15 protein-coding genes are annotated in these 15,836 nt (G+C 66.7%); 10 read left to right on the forward strand and 5 right to left on the reverse strand.

The window, feature by feature from the left end; genetic code table 11:
- Window positions 1-245: 245 nt before the first annotated feature.
- On the reverse strand, window positions 246-2,774 hold the full coding sequence (locus PHP91_RS12645; protein ID WP_300141138.1) for an ABC transporter ATP-binding protein/permease: 2,529 nt from the start codon (window positions 2,772-2,774) through the stop codon (window positions 246-248).
- Between the two features lie 136 nt (window positions 2,775-2,910).
- Between PHP91_RS12645 and PHP91_RS12650 the strand changes: the two genes are divergently transcribed.
- From PHP91_RS12650 to PHP91_RS12660, 3 genes are read left to right on the forward strand one after another with little or no spacing between them, the layout of a single operon-like run.
- Window positions 2,911-5,040, forward strand: coding sequence for a SpoIIE family protein phosphatase (locus PHP91_RS12650; protein ID WP_300141141.1), 2,130 nt, complete (start codon window positions 2,911-2,913; stop codon window positions 5,038-5,040).
- A 2-nt stretch (window positions 5,041-5,042) separates the two neighbouring features.
- Window positions 5,043-5,489, forward strand: a complete 447-nt coding sequence (locus PHP91_RS12655; protein WP_300141144.1) for an ATP-binding protein — start codon at window positions 5,043-5,045, stop codon at window positions 5,487-5,489.
- Between the two features lie 19 nt (window positions 5,490-5,508).
- A complete protein-coding gene (locus tag PHP91_RS12660) occupies window positions 5,509-5,841 on the forward strand; it encodes an STAS domain-containing protein (protein ID WP_300141147.1) in 333 nt (110 codons plus the stop codon).
- A gap of 112 nt (window positions 5,842-5,953) precedes the next feature.
- Here PHP91_RS12660 and PHP91_RS12665 read toward each other — a convergent pair whose 3' ends face one another.
- The 3 genes from PHP91_RS12665 to PHP91_RS12675 are packed head-to-tail and all read right to left on the reverse strand — an operon-like array spanning window position 5,954 to window position 8,207.
- The gene (locus PHP91_RS12665; RefSeq protein ID WP_300141150.1) at window positions 5,954-6,898 is read right to left on the reverse strand and encodes a phosphotransferase; all 945 of its coding nucleotides are present in this window, start codon (window positions 6,896-6,898) and stop codon (window positions 5,954-5,956) included.
- 2 nt (window positions 6,899-6,900) lie between these two features.
- Window positions 6,901-7,440 (reverse strand): hypothetical protein, encoded by a 540-nt coding sequence (locus tag PHP91_RS12670; RefSeq protein WP_300141153.1) that lies wholly within the window; start codon window positions 7,438-7,440, stop codon window positions 6,901-6,903.
- Window positions 7,441-7,457: 17 nt separating this feature from the next.
- Window positions 7,458-8,207, reverse strand: a complete 750-nt coding sequence (locus tag PHP91_RS12675) for an SDR family NAD(P)-dependent oxidoreductase (RefSeq protein WP_300141156.1) — start codon at window positions 8,205-8,207, stop codon at window positions 7,458-7,460.
- A gap of 54 nt (window positions 8,208-8,261) precedes the next feature.
- Here PHP91_RS12675 and PHP91_RS12680 point away from each other — a divergent pair, with 54 nt between their 5' ends.
- Window positions 8,262-9,419: an aminotransferase class I/II-fold pyridoxal phosphate-dependent enzyme gene (locus tag PHP91_RS12680; protein ID WP_300141159.1), complete on the forward strand. Its 1,158-nt coding sequence runs from the start codon at window positions 8,262-8,264 to the stop codon at window positions 9,417-9,419.
- Window positions 9,420-9,438: 19 nt separating this feature from the next.
- Here PHP91_RS12680 and PHP91_RS12685 read toward each other — a convergent pair whose 3' ends face one another.
- Window positions 9,439-10,218, reverse strand: coding sequence for a potassium channel family protein (locus tag PHP91_RS12685; RefSeq protein WP_300141162.1), 780 nt, complete (start codon window positions 10,216-10,218; stop codon window positions 9,439-9,441).
- Window positions 10,219-10,602: 384 nt separating this feature from the next.
- On the opposite strand from PHP91_RS12685, the gene ffh reads away from it, so the two are divergent.
- From ffh to rplS, 6 genes are all read left to right on the forward strand, one after another.
- The gene (gene ffh, locus PHP91_RS12690; RefSeq protein WP_300141198.1) at window positions 10,603-12,132 is read left to right on the forward strand and encodes a signal recognition particle protein; all 1,530 of its coding nucleotides are present in this window, start codon (window positions 10,603-10,605) and stop codon (window positions 12,130-12,132) included.
- Between the two features lie 86 nt (window positions 12,133-12,218).
- A complete protein-coding gene (rpsP, locus tag PHP91_RS12695) occupies window positions 12,219-12,458 on the forward strand; it encodes a 30S ribosomal protein S16 (RefSeq protein ID WP_300141165.1) in 240 nt (79 codons plus the stop codon).
- Between the two features lie 85 nt (window positions 12,459-12,543).
- Window positions 12,544-12,777 (forward strand): KH domain-containing protein, encoded by a 234-nt coding sequence (locus tag PHP91_RS12700; RefSeq protein WP_300141168.1) that lies wholly within the window; start codon window positions 12,544-12,546, stop codon window positions 12,775-12,777.
- A gap of 6 nt (window positions 12,778-12,783) precedes the next feature.
- The gene (gene rimM, locus PHP91_RS12705; protein ID WP_300141171.1) at window positions 12,784-13,479 is read left to right on the forward strand and encodes a ribosome maturation factor RimM; all 696 of its coding nucleotides are present in this window, start codon (window positions 12,784-12,786) and stop codon (window positions 13,477-13,479) included.
- Complete coding sequence (gene trmD, locus PHP91_RS12710) at window positions 13,476-14,771, forward strand: tRNA (guanosine(37)-N1)-methyltransferase TrmD (RefSeq protein WP_300141174.1); 1,296 nt, start codon at window positions 13,476-13,478, stop codon at window positions 14,769-14,771. The genes rimM and trmD overlap by 4 nt, the downstream gene beginning before the upstream one ends.
- A gap of 30 nt (window positions 14,772-14,801) precedes the next feature.
- Window positions 14,802-15,152 carry a 50S ribosomal protein L19 gene (rplS, locus tag PHP91_RS12715; RefSeq protein WP_300141177.1) on the forward strand — a complete coding sequence of 117 codons (351 nt, stop codon included), beginning with the start codon at window positions 14,802-14,804 and terminating at the stop codon, window positions 15,150-15,152.
- Window positions 15,153-15,836: the final 684 nt, after the last annotated feature.

The following is a 15,836-nucleotide window of genomic DNA, read 5'->3' on the forward strand; positions in this document are numbered from 1 at the left end:
GATGGCGTTCCGGTCAGCGGCACGTATTCCCGCCCGTTTTTCTCGGCCCCAGCCGTTAACCGGCAGGGCGGGGGCGAGCGGGCGGTCCGTCCCCGCGGGCGTGAGTCGCCTTATCAAGCTACGCCCCCGCGAAAGCGGAGAATGGATTCCAAAGGCTCGCCTTTGGCGGGTCCAGGGCAGCGCCCTGGCCTCCCCGGAGGGGCCGCCGGAGGCATTCCCCGCACGCTGTTCGGCGTCCGTGCTGGCTATTCTTCCTTGCCGTGGATGAGGGTATAGAGGGCGCCTTTTTTCTGGAGCAGCTCCTCGTAGGGGCCCTGCTCGACGATTTTGCCCGCCTTGAGGACGACGACCTTGTCGTAGAAGGGGAGCATATCGAGCCGGTGGATGACGGCGAGGACGGTGGAGACGCCTTTCATGTTGTTGGTGATGATGTTTTGGACGCGGGCCTGGGACTTGTTGTCCAGGGCGGCGGTGGCCTCGTCGAGGATGAGGATGGCGGGGGCCTTGAGGAAGGTTCGGGCGAGGGCGATTTTCTGGCGTTGTCCGCCGGAGAGGCGGTCGCCCATGGAGCCGACTTCGAAGGCCATGCCCATTTCGGCGACGGGTTCGAGAGCGCCTTGCATGATGAGGGCCTGCATGATGCGGTGGTTGATTTCCTCTTCGGCGCCGGGGGCGTCGGCCCGGACGCGTCCGAAGAGGATGTTGTCCTGGATGTTCAGGCTTTCGATGTATTTGTCCGGTTCGAAGAAGCTGAACGCGCCGGGGCATTTTTCGCAGGCCATGTTGATGAAGTCCTGGCGCGAGACGACGACGCGGTTGGCGAAGGCGGGGTCGAGGCCGACCTGGGTATGGACGCCCGCGACGTGTCCCAGGGCGAGTTTGAGGATGAGGTCCTTTTCCTCGCTGCTCAGGGGTTCGCCGGAATCCAGGCGGTTGGCGGTTTTTTGGTACTGGCCGTATTCCGCTTCGGGGATGGGGCAGTCCTTGAAGGCTTCGTGGGCGGGTTCTGGTCCCAGTTCGTCGGTGATGACGCGGGCGAGGCTTTCGCCGAGGACCACGAGGTGGGCCATGAGGTTGTGTTGTTCGAGGAAGGCGATGAAGCCGGGTTGTTTGTGCAGGTGTTCCTGGTCGTATTCCTCGGCCACGGCCGCGCCGAAGGCGATGTTTTCGGCCACGGAGAGGAAGCGGCAGTAGTGTTCCATGTCGAAGAATTCGATCTTGTCGGCGACGTCGGCGAACATGCCGGTTTCGCCTTCCTGGAACTCCCGGCGGGCGGCGACCACGGCGTCGCGCAGTTCGGGGTGTTCGCCGTTTTCCAGGCGCGAGCGCAGGGCGAAGGCCAGGACGTCGGTGAAGAGGCCGACCTGCTGGGTGATTTTGATGAGGCTGTCGAGGTCGGGCTCCTCGCCGCTTTCCGTGCACTTGCCGCCCTGCATGGCCAGGGCCTTGCAGGAGTAGAGCAGGTTTTCGCGCACGGTGCCGTCGAAGATGAAGGGGGCCTGGGCGACCATGCCCATGTTGTAGGAGATGTCGCGTTTGGTGAGGTCGGCGACTTCCTCGCCGCCCACGAGCACGCTGCCCGAGGAGTATTTGTAGAGCTGGGCAACGCACAGGGCGAGGGTGGACTTGCCCGAGCCGGAGAAGCCGACCAGGGCGACGTGTTCGCCGCCCTTGATGGAGACGGAGACGTTGTCGAGCAGTTTGATGTTGCCGCCGACCACGAAGGAGAGGTTGCGGATTTCGATGTCGTTGTCCAGGGCCAGGGGGGCGCGGCCTTCGATGAACTGGGCGTGTTCGGGCGCGTGGTCGAAGGCGCGCATGATCTGCTTGTAGCGCACGGAGCTGTCCTGGTATACCTGCCAGAACTCCATCAGTTCCTTCCACGGGTCGTAGAGCTTTTCGTAGGCCGAGAGGAAGGCGACGATGGCGCCCACGTCGAAGTGGCCCTGGATGGCGTAGTAGCCGCCGATGAGGAAGAGGACGAACGGCCCGAGGCTCATGAAGAAGTTGTTGATGAACTTGATGAAGAAGCGGAGCGCGTTCTGGAGGACGGTGGCCTTGTAGAGCTTTTCGAGGACGCGGGAGAAGCGGCCGAGCTCCAGGGGGATGGAGGCGTTGGAGTGGACCTCGTGCACGCCGGAGATGGCCTCGCCCACCAGGCCCGAAAGTTTCTGGGTGTGCTTGATGCGGCGGCGGTTGGCCCGGCGGAAGTACTTCTGGATCTGCGGCAGGACCAGGACTTCGATGGGGTACAGGGAGATGGAGATGAGCCCGATGGTCGGGTTGAGGTGGATCATGTACCAGGCCATGGCCAGGAAGGTCAGGATGTTGACCGCGGGCACGGCCACGGCCTGGCCGATGAAGGTGGCCACGGGGATGAATTCGGTGATGATGTAGGAAATGACGTTGCCGGGCGAGGTGCGGCGGTAGAACTGAATCGGCAGGGAGAGCAGGTGCTCGTAGAGTTTCTCGCGCACGACCTTGAGGGTTCGCTCGCCGATGTAGACCTGGAGCAGGTTGATGACGAACTTGAGCACTCCCGCCAGGGTCACCGCGCCGATGTACAGGGCGCAGTACCGGTACAGGGCCGGGAGGTCGCGCATGCCGATGGCCTCGTTGATGATGCGTTTTTGCATCTCGAGGGGGAACACGCGCATGGCCACCGTGACGAAGATGATGCCGATGACGATGAGCTGCAGGTGGAGGTTCCGGAAGAAAACCCACGAATAGAGTGTGGTTTTGGTGACTCGTTTCGTCTCGTTGGGGCTCGGCATGGCGCTTTCCAGGGTTGGAGTGGGGTGCTCCAACGCATATAAACGGAATGGAGCGGTTTTCCAAGTATTAATAAGCTGAAGCGGGGATGTGGACGATTCCCCGCGATTGTGGCAGAGCATGGATGGGGGACCCGACATGCGCATGCCCATCCGATTCAAGTTCTTCATCGTGCTCCTGGCTTTCAGCCTGGCGCCGATGTTCATTTCCCGGACGCTCATGGGGCGGACGGTCCTCAACATGGGGCACGGCCTGGCCAACACGACCCGGCAGGAGCTGCTGGAGATCGTCACCGCCGAGCTGGAGCACAACGCGGCCACCATGCTCGAAGGGCTGGAGGAGAGCAGCAAGACCATGATTCTGGGCGCGACCGTGCTGGCCAACAGGGCGAGCGAGGCGCTCGGGCGGCCGGGCGACCCGGCCGGGACCGTCCCGCGGCTCGGCGCCGGGCATCACACCGAGCTCCCGGCCGACGCCGCCCCGCGCGGCGACTACGTCAAGAAGACCATGATGGGCGGGGCCAGGCAGCTCCGCGTCAGCCTGGAGTCGGCCAGTTTCCGCAGCGTGGGCGAGGCCGTCCCGGCCGACCTGCGCCAGATGGCCCGGCTGGAATCCCTTTTGCCCACCTTCCGGCGCATCTACCAGATCCTGGCCGACGACTCGGTCTGGCTGAATATCGGCCTGGAGTCGGGCGTGTTCATGACCTATCCCGGCCACAACGACTTTCCCCGCCGCTACGACCATCGCGAGCAGGACTGGTACCGCCGCGCGCGCGACAGCGGGCGGGGCTACGTCTGGACCACCCCCTGGATCGATCCGGCCACCCGGCGGGCCGTGGCCACGGTCTCCTGCCCCATCCGGGACGCGAGCGGACGGTTCCTGGGCGCGGCGGCCGTCGACGTGCCCAACGCCAGCGTCCTCGACGACTCGGTGCTCAGCTCCCGCTGGAGCGAGCACATCCGCTCCTTCCTGGTGGCCCGCGCCCTCAATGCCGAGACCCTGCAGGAGGGGCTGCTGATCCTGGCGCAGCAGGCCTACGACAAGGGCGGGCACCGGCGCATGATGGAGGGCATCCAGGCCGAGTGGCTGGAGGGCGAGGTCCCGGCGATCGCCACCACGGTCATCAAGGCCATGGACAAGCAGCGGGTGGGGCACGTTCGCGTCGATTTCGAGGGTGAGCCCTCGGTGCTGGCCTGGGCCTCCAATCCGGATTTCAGCTTCCTGCTCCTCGCGCCCGAGAGCGTGGTCAACCGGCTGCCGGACCACATGGCCGGGCAGATGAACGCCACGTTCGTCCAGATGCGCCAGATTTCGGCGGGCGTGGCCGGGCTCATCCTCCTGGTCGTCGGGCTCATCGCCTGGTTCGGCTCGCGGGCCATCACCCGGCCGCTGCTGTCCATGGTCCACGTGGTCAAGCGGCTGGCGGCCGGAGACTTCTCCGCGCGCATGGAGCACCATCCCGGCGACGAGCGGGAGGCGTTGGTCGCGGCCTTCAACGAGATGGGCCCCAAACTCAGGGAGCGCATGGAGATGCGGCGCGACCTGGAATTGGCCCAGGAGGTGCAGAACCTCCTGCTGCCCCGGTCCGAGCCCGACCTGCCAGGCTGGGACATCGCCGGGGGCATCCATTTCTGCGACCAGACCGGCGGCGACTATTACGACTTCATTCCCGTGCCCGACGGCGAGGGGCCGGGCCTGGACGTTGTCCTGGGCGACGTGTCGGGCCATGGCGCGGCCTCGGCCCTGGTCATGGCCACCACGCGCGGTCAACTGCACTCCCTGGCCGGGGCGCCCCTCTCCCCGGAGGAGCGCATCCGCATCGTCAACGAGGTCCTGGCCCGCGACCTGGACGGCACCGGCCGGTTCCTGACCCTGTTCTACCTGCATCTGACCGGCGACAGCGGCCAGGCGCGCTGGGTGCGCGCCGGCCATGACCCGGCCGTGCGCTTCGACCCGTCCTCGGGAACCTTCGGCGAGCTGGGCGGCGAGGGGCTGGCCCTGGGCGTGCTGGAGGGATACCCGTACCAGGGGTATTCCGCGACCCTGGCTTCCGGCGAGGTGGTGGTCATGGCCACGGACGGCGTGTGGGAGGCCAGGGACGCGTCGGGCGGGATGTTCGGCAAGCAGAGAATGCTTGCCATCATTCGGGAGAGTGCGCATAAAAGTGCTCTGGACCTCCGCGAGGCGATCATGGATGCGGTCCACGCGTTCCAGGAGACCCAGCAGGACGACATCGCCGTGGTGGTGGTGAAGAGGATCCGGGGATGAGCATGGCGGACACGATCACATTCCAGATGAGCAACAAGATGAACTGCTTCCACCACTTTCAACCCAGGGTGGAGGAGTTCGGGGAGAAGCACGGCCTGCCCGTCAAGGTCGTCTTCCATCTCAACCTGGTTCTGGACGAACTGATCACCAACATCATCAGCTACGGGTACACGGATTTCGACGAGCACCCGATCAACGTCCGGGTCGGCATCGAGGACGACGTCATCACCATCCGCATCGAGGACGACGCCGAGCCCTTCAACATCCTGGAGGCCCCTGAGCCGGAGTTCGACGTGCCTCTGGAGGAACGCATCCGGCCCGTGGGGGGCATGGGCGTCCACCTGGTGAAGAGCATGGTCAACAACATCGACTACAAGCGGGAGGACGGCAAGAACGTGCTGGTCCTCACCAAGAATATCAGCAAACCATGCTGCCTTGTGAAAGGGTAGCTGGGAGGGAGGACTGACAGTGGCAATGAACGAACTCAAGGAAAACGGCATCACCATCCTCGCCGTGGACGGCAACCTCGACGCCGAGGGCACCCAGGCCATGGAGGAGAAGGTCCTGTCCCTGCTGGCGGGCGGCGAGACCTGCCTGCTCTTCGACTTTTCCGACCTGGACTACATCAACAGCTCCGGCCTGCGCGTGCTGGTGCTGGCCTACCAGCGGCTCAAGAAGGCCTCGGGCAAGATCGCCATCTGCGGGATCAAGGACTACATCCAGGAAGTGTTCGAGGTCTCGGGCTACGACAAGATCTTCCCCCTGTTCCCGAACCGGGGCGACGCCCTGACGGGCATGTAGGAACCGGCCTTCGCGGCCCGGCGGCTCGCGGCCGCCGGTGCGGTTTTTCCGAAAAGGGGCAGGCGCCTGACCGGCGCTTGCCTCTTTTCGCGCGTGAAGGGGGGCGGGAGGACTAGGGCTGGTCCACGATGCGCCGCCAGGCCGGGCCCAAGGTGTCCAGGGAGTTGGCCAGCAGGCGGATGAACCGCGTCTCCAGGTCGATCATCTCGGCGTCGCCCCGGCGGAGCCATTCCGACATCCAGGCGAAGCGCAGGCCGAGGACCATCTCGGGCAGCAGGGCGAACCCGTCCGGGTCCAGGGCGTCGCGGCCGCGCAGGGCGCGGAGCAGGGCCGGGGCCAGGCCGCCCACCAGGGCGCGCGGGTCCTCGATGCCCACGCAACCCAGGCAGTTGGCCGCGTCGAACAGGGCGGGCCGGAGCCCGGCGAATTCCCAGTCGATGACCGCAGCCACCTCCTGGCCGCGCCAGATGACGTTGAGGGGGTGGAAGTCCCCCTGGCACAGGGACTCGGGCAGCCCGGCCCAGGCGTCGAAGAGCGGGGCGAGCGCGGGCAGGGCCGGGGTCAGGGCGGCGTGAACCTCGGGCCGTCGGGGGCGCACGGCCTCCAGGAGCCCGTTGACGTATTCCTCCAGGAGGAAGCGGGGGACCTGGTCGAACTCGCGCACGCCGGTCGCGGCGTCCTTCAGGTCGGCCAGGAACGCGCCCAGGGCGGTCCCGCGCGGGCCGTGGTCCACGTAGTCGGGCCGGGGGAGCCGGTCGCCGTGCACAAAGGGCGAGACCTGCCAGCAGCCGCCGGGCCCGTCGGCGGTGAAGCGGCCGTCCGGTCCGGGGAGGTAGGCGGCCACTGGCAGCCCGGCCCGGTCCAGGGCGGCCAGGGCGCGGCCCAGCCGCTCGCGCCGGTCCCGCTGGCCGGGGGAGAGCCGCTCCGCCACCCATATCCGGCCCTCCGCGTCCTCCACGGCGACGCGCGCGGCGCTCCGTTCCGGACTGCCGGGCAGGGCGATGTCCGTCCGCTCCCGGCCGGGAGCGAGTCCGAAGAGGTCGATGGGCGCGGGCATGGCTACTCGGCGGGCATGCCCAGGGCGGAGCGCAATGCGGCCATGTGGCCGCGGACGATGGCCTGCTCGCCGGCCGGGACCATCTTGTCCACGTCGGCCCGGATGGCCTGGCACTGCCGGTCCATCTCGCCGCCCATGGTCTGCCGCATCATCTTCCGCTGGTCCTCGGGCATGTTCGCCAATTGCTTCTCCATCTCGCCCCTGGTCCGCTCCACCTGGTCCAGGCCGAGCATGGAGACGGCGTGGCCGTAAATGTAGGTGAACCGGTCCTCATCCCAGCCGCACGCCTTGATGGCGGACTTGACCTGGTCCGAGAGGACGCCGCCGGTGGCGGCGGTCTGGCTGTGGGCGGACAGGCCGGGCACCGAGGGCAGGTCGGCGAGGAATTTCTTGAACTCGGCCTCGGTGAACGGGCCGCTCACCGCCTGGGTCAGTGCCTTGTCGTCGGCGGACTGGGCGTCCTTCTTGGGCGCGTCGTCGCCGCAGGCGGCCGCCAGGGCTGCCAGGACGATCAGGGCGAGGAAGAAAATGCGTTTTTTCATGGCGTTCTCCTGTTGCGTCAAAGATTGCGGATGTCCACGACCTGGCCCCGATAGGCCTCGGGCCGGCCCAGCAGGAAGCGGACCAGCCCCCTGGCCGACGCCTCGGGCGAGAGCAGCAGCCCCTGGTCGCGAAAGGCGGCGAAGGCCTCGCGCAGGGGGGCGGACGCGCCGCCAGAGGCCTCCCGGGCCTCCTTCTGCATTCCGGTGTCGACCACGCCGGGCCGCCAGATGATGGTGGTCACGGGCGGGGCCTCGGCGGCCAGTTGGCGGGCCAGGTGCTCCTCGGCGGCCTTGGCCGCGCAGTAGGCCCCGATGCCGGGCTGGGCCCGTTCGGCCGCGCCGGAGCCGAAGAACACGGCCAGCCCCTCGCCCCGCCACAGCAGCCGGGGCGCGGCATGGCGGATGAGCTGGTGGGCGGCGGTCACCGAGGCGTCCATGACCTCCTTGAACCGCGTCTTGTTGAGCTCCCAGATGCTCGGGCCGGGAGCGAGGACGCCCGCCGCGTGGATGAACCCGTAGAAATTCCCCATCTCGTCGGCCACGGAGACCAGCTCCTGGGCCACGTTGGACGAGGACACGTCCCCGCCGATGTAGACCGCCCGGACGCCCCGCGCCCGGCACTGGTCGCGCACGGACCGGAGCCGCTCCTCCCCCCGCGCGCCGAGCACGAGGTTCACCCCGGCGTCCGCCAGCTCCAGGGCCAGGGCCCGGCCGATGCCCCTGGACGCTCCGGTGAGCACCAGGGTTTTGTTTTCCAGGGAAGTCATATATCCTTCTCCTTTCCCCGACCATACCATTTTACCGCAAAGAGAGATAGCCCCATGTCGCTCAAAGTGAGTCGCCGCCGGCCCCTGGTGGCCCAGTCGGAAATCCGCAACATGACCATCGAGTGCGCCCGCGTCGGCGGCATCAACCTGGCCCAGGGCGTCTGCGACCTGCCCGTGCCCTTGCCGGTCGTCCGGGGCGCGGCCGAGGCCATGGCCGCCGGGTACAACATCTATACCCGGTTCGACGGCCTGCCCGCCCTGCGCCAGGCCATCGCGGCCAAGCAGGAGCGGTTCACGGGCATGCGGGTCGACCCCGATGGCGAGGTAGTGGTCTCGGGCGGGGCCACCGGCGCGTTCTACGCCGCCTGCCTCGCCCTGCTCGACGAAGGGGACGAGGTGGTGGTCTTCGAGCCCTACTACGGCTACCACATCGTGACCATGGCCTCCCTGGGGATCAAGCCCGCCTTCGTCACCCTGGAGCCGCCCCACTGGCGGTTCACGGCCGAGGACCTGGAGCGGGCCGTGACCGCCCGGACGCGGGCCATAGTCCTGAACACGCCCTCCAACCCGGCGGGCAAGGTCTTCACCCGCGAGGAGCTGGCCCTGGTGGCCGACTTCGCCGCGAGCCACGACCTGTTCGTGTTCACCGACGAGATTTACGAGCATTTCGTCTTCGACGGCCGGGCGCACGTCTCCCCGGCCACACTGCCCGGCATGGCCCGGCGGACCATCACCATCTCCGGCTTCTCCAAGGTCTACGCGGTGACCGGCTGGCGGCTCGGCTACGCCATCTGCGACCCGGAGTGGGCCCTGCCCATAGGCCACTTCAACGACCTGGTCTACGTCTGTGGCCCGGCCCCGCTCCAGATGGGCTGCGCGCGCGGCCTGGCCGAGCTGGGCGACGACTACTACGCGGGCGTGTCCGCCGACCACCAGCATAAGCGCGACCTTTTCTGCGCCGCCCTGGCCGACGCCGGGCTGACGCCCCACGTCCCCGAGGGGGCGTACTACGCCCTGGCCGACGTCACCTCCCTGCCCGGAGCCACGGCCAAGGAGCGCGCCCTGCACCTGCTCGCCAAGACGGGCGTGGCCTGCGTGCCGGGCTCGGCCTTCTACCGGGGGCCGGTGGGCGAGACCCTGGCCCGCTTCTGCTTCGCCAAGGAGATGGACGTGCTCGAGGACGCCATGGCCCGGCTGCGCCGCCTGCGCTGACCGGGAGAGGGAGGCGGGATCAGACGCCGCCCGCGTCGTCGCCGCTCACGCCTCGGGTGATGATGCCGATCATCAGGCCGAACATGACGTAGCTGACCAGGCTCTGGAAGATCAGGATCAGCTTGCCGTCCCAGGTCACGGGCACGATGTCGCCGAAGCCGAGGGTGGTCATGGAGACAACGGTGTAATAGAGGGAGTTGAGGAACAGTTCGCCCTCGTCGTGGCCGAACCCGAAGGGGACCGAGCCGCCGAGCATCAGGTGGGTCGCCTCCAGGGAGGCGTTGACCAAAGTGAACCCGGCCAGCATGGTCAGGTAGATGCGGGCCAGCTCGGCCACGTCGCGCCAGGAGGCGCTGTTGCCGGGCCGCAGGACCCGGCCCGTGTGGCGGATGAAGAGGCGGACGTGCCCGACCAGGATGAGCAGCACCATCCCGGTCAAGGCCAGGATGCCCTCGCTCTGCAACCCGAAAAGGATGTCCAGGGAACCGGCCAGGAAGCCCACGCCCATGCGCTTGAGGAGCGTCCCCGGGCCTTGGTGGACGTTGGCCCGCCAGCCGGCGTTGCCCGCGCGGCGGTTGCGGAACAAGTGGAACGCGGCCATCGCCAGGGCCACGAACACGCCGTTGGCGAACCCGGCCAGGAAGTCGACCAAGTCGAGGCGGTTGTCGAGGAGCAGGTGCAGCTTGAGGGCCGGGATGGCGTCCTTGAACAGGAACAGGGAAATCACGCCCAGGAAGAAGCCGGGCACGAAGTGGGTGAAGGCCACCTGGCGGAAGGTCGGTTCGTTGACGTTGTCCATGTCGGCATCTCCCTATGCTCGGTGATTCCTTGCACAAACAGTCGGTTCGCGCAAGGCGGACCTCGCTCCCGCCATTGTTCCGCGCGCCGGTTTCTGGTAGTGATCCCGGAAATTTCAAGCAGGCAGCGAGCCCATGCGGGATGACGACGGCTTCGGACCCGGCGCCCGGCCGGGGAGAACCGCTCCCGGCATGAGGCCGCCCAGGCGCCGGTGGCGCACGGCTCGCCCTTCGCCCGCGACGGCCTGGACGGGTGGCCGGCGGAATGACGCGGGAGCGGTCCCTCTTGACTATCCGCCCCGTTTGGCTTAACAAACGTCCTCTTTGCCCGCGTTGGAAGGGTCTTCTGTGCGTGGACAAAGAATAAATTCAGGGAGATGGAACACTTGTTCGAGAGCCTGCAAGACAGACTGAGCGCGGCCTTCCAAAAATTCAAGGGCCAGAAGCAGCTCACCGAAGAAAACGTCAAGGAAGGATTGCGCGAGGTACGCCTGGCGCTGCTGGAGGCCGACGTCAACTTCAAGGTCGTCAAGCAGTTCGTCGACCAGGTGAAGGACCGCGCCCTGGGCGAGGAGGTCCTCAAGGGCCTGGAGCCCGGCCAGCAGGTGGTCAAGATCGTCAACGACGAACTGATCGAGCTGCTCGGCGGCGAACAGAAGGGCGTGGACCTCAAGGCCAAGCCCCTGAAGATGATGATGGTCGGCCTCCAGGGCTCGGGCAAGACGACCAGCTCGGGCAAGCTGGCGCTCTTCCTGCGCAAGAACCACGGCAAGAAGCCGTACCTGGTGCCGGCCGACGTCTACCGCCCGGCGGCCATCGACCAGTTGACCACGCTGGCCCGGCAGCTCGACGTCCCGGTCTACCCCTCCACCACGGACATGGACCCGGTGGAGATCTGCAAGGACGCCCTGGCCAAGGCCGGGGAGCTCGGCTGCGACCTCGTGCTCTTCGACACCGCGGGCCGTCTGCACATCGACGAGACGCTCATGGACGAGCTCGCGAACATCAAGGCCGCCTGCCAGCCGCAGGAAATCCTGTTCGTGGCGGACGCCATGACCGGCCAGGACGCCGTGACCGTGGCCGAGGCGTTCAACGAGAAGCTGGACATCACCGGCGTGGTCCTGACCAAGATGGACGGCGACGCGCGCGGCGGCGCGGCCCTGTCCATCAAGACCGTCACCGGCAAGTCGGTCAAGTTCGTGGGCGTGGGCGAAAAGCTCTCCGAGCTGGAGCTCTTCCACCCGGATCGCATCGCCTCGCGCATCCTGGGCATGGGCGATATGCTCACCCTCATCGAGAAGGCGCAGTCCGAGATCAATGAGGAAGAGGCCAAGGCCATGGCCGAGAAGATGGCCAAGGCCGAGTTCGACTTTGAAGATTTCCGCTCCCACATGCGCAAGCTGAAGAAGCTCGGGAGCATGGAAGGGCTGCTCAAGATGATCCCCGGCATGGGCAACGTCATGAAGCAGCTCGGCCAGGACGCCCTGCCCGAGGACGAGATGAAGCGCACCGAGGCGATCATCTCCTCCATGACCATGCAGGAGCGCCGTCAGCCGAAGCTCATCAACCAGAGCCGCAAGGAGCGCATCGCGCGCGGCTCGGGCGTCAAGGTCAAGGACGTGGACGGGCTCATCAAGAACTTCAAGCAGATGAGCACGGTCATGCAGGCCATGATGGGCGGCGGCGAGAAAAAGAGGAAGGGCCTCTTCGGCAAACTGCCCAAGCTGCCCGGCCTGGGCGGCGGCCTGCCGGACCTGAGCGCCCTCAAGGGCATGGAGGGCATGCCCGGCATGCCCCCCGGCATGGGCGGCGCGGAGGAGGAGGGCGGCAAGCGGCCGCTTTCCAAGAAGGCGCTCAAGGAACGCAACCGGAAGAAACTGAACAAGAAACTGAACAAAAAGAAAAAGAAGAAATAGGCTGAAAAGGCGACGGCGTCTTTGAAATATATTATTGCCATACACTCGGCAAAAACGTATTAATAGAATATTGGGAGAACAGTATCATGGCTATGAAAATCAGATTGACTCGCATGGGTTCCAAGAAGCGTCCCTTCTACCGCGTGGTGGCCCTGAACGGCACCACCCGCCGCGACGGACGTCCGGCCGAATTCCTCGGGCACTACAACCCGATGGTGGAGCCCGAAGACATTCAGCTCGACATGGAAAAGGTTGAGAAGTGGCTGGCCAACGGCGCCGAGCCCAGCGACACTGTGCGTTCCCTGCTGAAGAAGGCCGGCAAGTAGCTCGGGCAAAAGCTCCTGCGTCCGGATTCCATTTGGCAGCTCATGTTCACGGCGCGACCGCCGCGCCCACACGGAGGTAGACCTCATGCTGAAAGAGATGATTGAGTACATTGCCAAGTCCCTGGTGGACAATCCGGACGAAGTGCGCGTCTCGGAAGTCGAAGGCGAGCAGACCTCGGTTATCGAGCTGAAGGTGGCCAAGGAAGACCTGGGCAAGGTCATCGGCAAGCAGGGCCGCACGGCCCGCGCCATGCGCACCCTGCTCGGCGCCGCCTCCACCAAGGCCCGGAAGCGCTCCGTCCTCGAAATCCTCGAGTAGCCAGCCATGCCGCAGCGCCGCCCCAAGGGATTCGTCCCCCTGGGCGGTGTGGCCAAACCGCACGGAATTCGCGGGGAGTTCTGCATACGAAGCTATGCGGACTCCCCGTCGGTTTTCGGTCGCGTGCCCGCCCTGTACCTGCAGGAGGGCGGCCGCCCGCCCCGGCCCTACACCGTCCGCTCCTGGCGGGAGCACAAGGAGTTCGTCCTGCTCACGCTGGACGGCGTGACCGACCGCGACCAGGCCGAGGCGCTGCGCGGCCGGACCGTCCTCGTGCGCGAGGCGGACCTGCCCGAGCCCCAGGAAGGGGAGCACTACCTCTACCAGCTCATGGGCTGCCGCGTCGTGCTCGACGACGGCTCCGAGGTGGGCGTGCTGGAGGAGTTCTTCGAGACCGCCGCCCAGGACACCTGGGTCATCGTGGACGGGCAGGGGCGCGAGATCCTGCTCCCGGCCGTGCCCGAGTTCGTGGTCGACGTGGACCTGGAGAGCGAAATCATCGTCATCGACCCGCCCGAGGGGCTGCTGGACCTCTACCAGAACCCCGAGGCGCAGACGGGCGAGCCTGACGATGCGGACGGCGAGGCTTCGGCCGACGCCGCTTCATCCGACGCTGTCGCGCCCGAACTCCCGGCCAGATCCAAGCGTCCCGCCAGGGGCCCGAAGAACCGCCGCAAAACCCGCTCCCGGAAACGGTCATGAACTTCCACGTCGTCTCCATCTTTCCGCATTACTTCGAGTCCCCGCTCTCGTCGGGGCTCATGGGCAAGGCCGTGGAAAACGGACTGGTCGGGATCGACCACGTGGACGTGCGCCAGTTCGCGGGCGGGGTCTACAAGTCCGTGGACGACCGCCCCTTCGGCGGCGGGCCCGGAATGCTGCTCAAGCTCGACTCCATGGTGGCCGCGCTGAGGTCCATCGAGACCCCCGGCCGAATGCTCATGCTCTCGCCGCGCGGCAAGCCGCTGACCCAGGAGCGCGCCCGCGCCCTCTCGGCCGAGTCGGACATCACCCTGATTTGCGGCCGCTACGAGGGCATCGACGAGCGCGTCCTCGACCTCTTTCCCATCGAAATGGTCTCGGTGGGCGACTTCGTGCTCAACGGGGGCGAGGCCGGGGCCGTCTGCCTGATGGAGGCCGTGGCCCGGCTCGTGCCCGGCTTCATGGGCCACACCGAGTCCGGCGCCGAGGAGTCCTTCTCCGCCGGGCTGCTGGAATATCCGCACTACACCCGGCCCGAGGAGTTCGAGGGGCTGGCCGCGCCCGAGGTCCTGCGCTCCGGCGACCACGGCAGGATAGAGCGGTGGCGGCGCGAGGAGTCGCTCAAGCTCACCCTGGCCACCCGGCCCGACCTGCTGCCCACGGCCCGCCTGACCGTGGAGGACGTGGACTTCCTGCGCACCCTGCCGCGCACCCGGCCGGGCCGCAACCTCTTCCTGGCCCTGTGCCACTACCCGGTGGTCAACCGCCACGGCGAGAAGGTGGCCGTGTCCGTGACCAACCTGGACCTGCACGACATGGCCCGCGTGACCCGCAGCTACGGCCTGGGCGGATTCTACGCCACCACGCCGATCCGGGACCAGCAGACCCTGGCCCGCGACCTGCTCGCCCACTGGACCGACGGGGCCGGAGCAGAGGCGAACCCCGACCGGGCCGAGGCGTTTTCCACAGTCAAGATTTTTGACGACATCGAGGGGGCGGTCCTTGACATTCAGGCCCAAACAGGGCAATGTCCCCGCCTCGCGGCCACGTCAGCACGGCTGGATCGCCGCCTGCGCGCCGAGCCCGCCCTGAGCTACCCGGAAGTGCGGAAATGGCTTGAAATTTCGCCGGTTTTGCTCGTGTTCGGAACCGGCCATGGCCTGGCCGAGGAAGTCCTCTCCCAAGCGGAGGGAGTTCTGCGGCCGGTGCGATATTTGGATACATACAATCATCTGTCGGTCCGGAGCGCGATGGCGATAATCGTGGACCGGTTGGTGGCGGATGAATACTAGCGCGATTTTTTAGGAGCCAAGGAGAGTACCATGAACATCATCAAGAAGATCGAAGCCGAGCACCAGCGTCTCGACATCCCCGCTTTCAAGGCGGGCGACACCGTCAAGGTTCATTACCGCATCATCGAGGGCGAGAAGGAGCGCATCCAGGTCTTCCAGGGCGCCGTCCTGCGTCAGCATCGCGGCACCACCGGCGCCACCTTCACCGTGCGCAAGATTTCCGACGGCGTGGGCGTGGAGCGCATCTTCCCCATGAACTCCCCCTTCATCGACCGCGTGGAAGTGGTCAGCGAAGGCAAGGTCCGCCGCAGCCGCATTTACTACCTGCGCAATCTGCGCGGTAAGGCCGCCCGCATCAAGTCCAAGCAGATCTGGGAATAATTTCCGGATAAGCGGGCGTCCGCACCGCCGCTCGCGTGACCGGAAATCTCGCGTATTGCGATACGCTTCGATTCCCGGCCCCGCGCGCGTCGGCACAGCCACCCACTTCTCCGAAAATTATTGGTGCGACAGCGTGAGAATTCGGCCCGGAGCGTCCAGCGACGCTCCGGGCTTTCGCGCGTGCGGTGTCGGGCGGGAGAGGGCGAGGCGGCAGCAGGGGCTGGCGTCCGGCCTGATTGACCCTTGCCAAGCGGGCGTCCGCACCGCCGCTCGCGTGACCGGAAGTCTCGCGTATTGAGATACGCTTCGATTCCCGCTCCCGCTCGCGTCGGCGCAGCCACCCACTTCTCCGAAAATTATTGGTGCGACAGCGTGAGAATTCGGCCCGGAGCGTCCAGCGACGCTCCGGGCTTTCGCGCGTGCGGTGTCGGGTGGGAGAGGGCGAGGCGGCAGCAGGGGCTGGCGTCCGGCCTGATTGACCCTTGCCAAGCGGGCGTCCGCACCGCCGCTCGCGTGACCGGAAATCTCGCGTATTGAGATACGCTTCGATTCCCGGCCCCGCTCGCGTCGGCACAGCCACCCACTTCTCCGAAAATTATTGGTGCGACAGCGTGAGAATTCGGCCCGGAGCGTCCAGCGACGCTCCGGGCTTTCGCGCGTGCGGTGTCGGATGGGAGTCCGCGC

The organism is Pseudodesulfovibrio sp. (genome assembly GCF_028692895.1).
Lineage (GTDB): Bacteria > Desulfobacterota > Desulfovibrionia > Desulfovibrionales > Desulfovibrionaceae > Pseudodesulfovibrio.

Excerpts from the sequence above, each read along its gene's own strand:
- PHP91_RS12645 (WP_300141138.1), bottom strand. The coding sequence starts at position 2,774 with ATGCCGAGCCCCAACGAGACGAAACGAGTCACCAAAACCACACTCTAT.
- PHP91_RS12650 (WP_300141141.1), top strand. The coding sequence starts at position 2,911 with ATGCGCATGCCCATCCGATTCAAGTTCTTCATCGTGCTCCTGGCTTTC.
- PHP91_RS12655 (WP_300141144.1), top strand. The coding sequence starts at position 5,043 with ATGGCGGACACGATCACATTCCAGATGAGCAACAAGATGAACTGCTTC.
- PHP91_RS12665 (WP_300141150.1), bottom strand. The coding sequence starts at position 6,898 with ATGCCCGCGCCCATCGACCTCTTCGGACTCGCTCCCGGCCGGGAGCGG.
- PHP91_RS12670 (WP_300141153.1), bottom strand. The coding sequence starts at position 7,440 with ATGAAAAAACGCATTTTCTTCCTCGCCCTGATCGTCCTGGCAGCCCTG.
- PHP91_RS12675 (WP_300141156.1), bottom strand. The coding sequence starts at position 8,207 with ATGACTTCCCTGGAAAACAAAACCCTGGTGCTCACCGGAGCGTCCAGG.
- PHP91_RS12680 (WP_300141159.1), top strand. The coding sequence starts at position 8,262 with ATGTCGCTCAAAGTGAGTCGCCGCCGGCCCCTGGTGGCCCAGTCGGAA.
- PHP91_RS12685 (WP_300141162.1), bottom strand. The coding sequence starts at position 10,218 with ATGGACAACGTCAACGAACCGACCTTCCGCCAGGTGGCCTTCACCCAC.
- rpsP (WP_300141165.1), top strand. The coding sequence starts at position 12,219 with ATGGCTATGAAAATCAGATTGACTCGCATGGGTTCCAAGAAGCGTCCC.
- PHP91_RS12700 (WP_300141168.1), top strand. The coding sequence starts at position 12,544 with ATGCTGAAAGAGATGATTGAGTACATTGCCAAGTCCCTGGTGGACAAT.
- rimM (WP_300141171.1), top strand. The coding sequence starts at position 12,784 with ATGCCGCAGCGCCGCCCCAAGGGATTCGTCCCCCTGGGCGGTGTGGCC.
- trmD (WP_300141174.1), top strand. The coding sequence starts at position 13,476 with ATGAACTTCCACGTCGTCTCCATCTTTCCGCATTACTTCGAGTCCCCG.
- rplS (WP_300141177.1), top strand. The coding sequence starts at position 14,802 with ATGAACATCATCAAGAAGATCGAAGCCGAGCACCAGCGTCTCGACATC.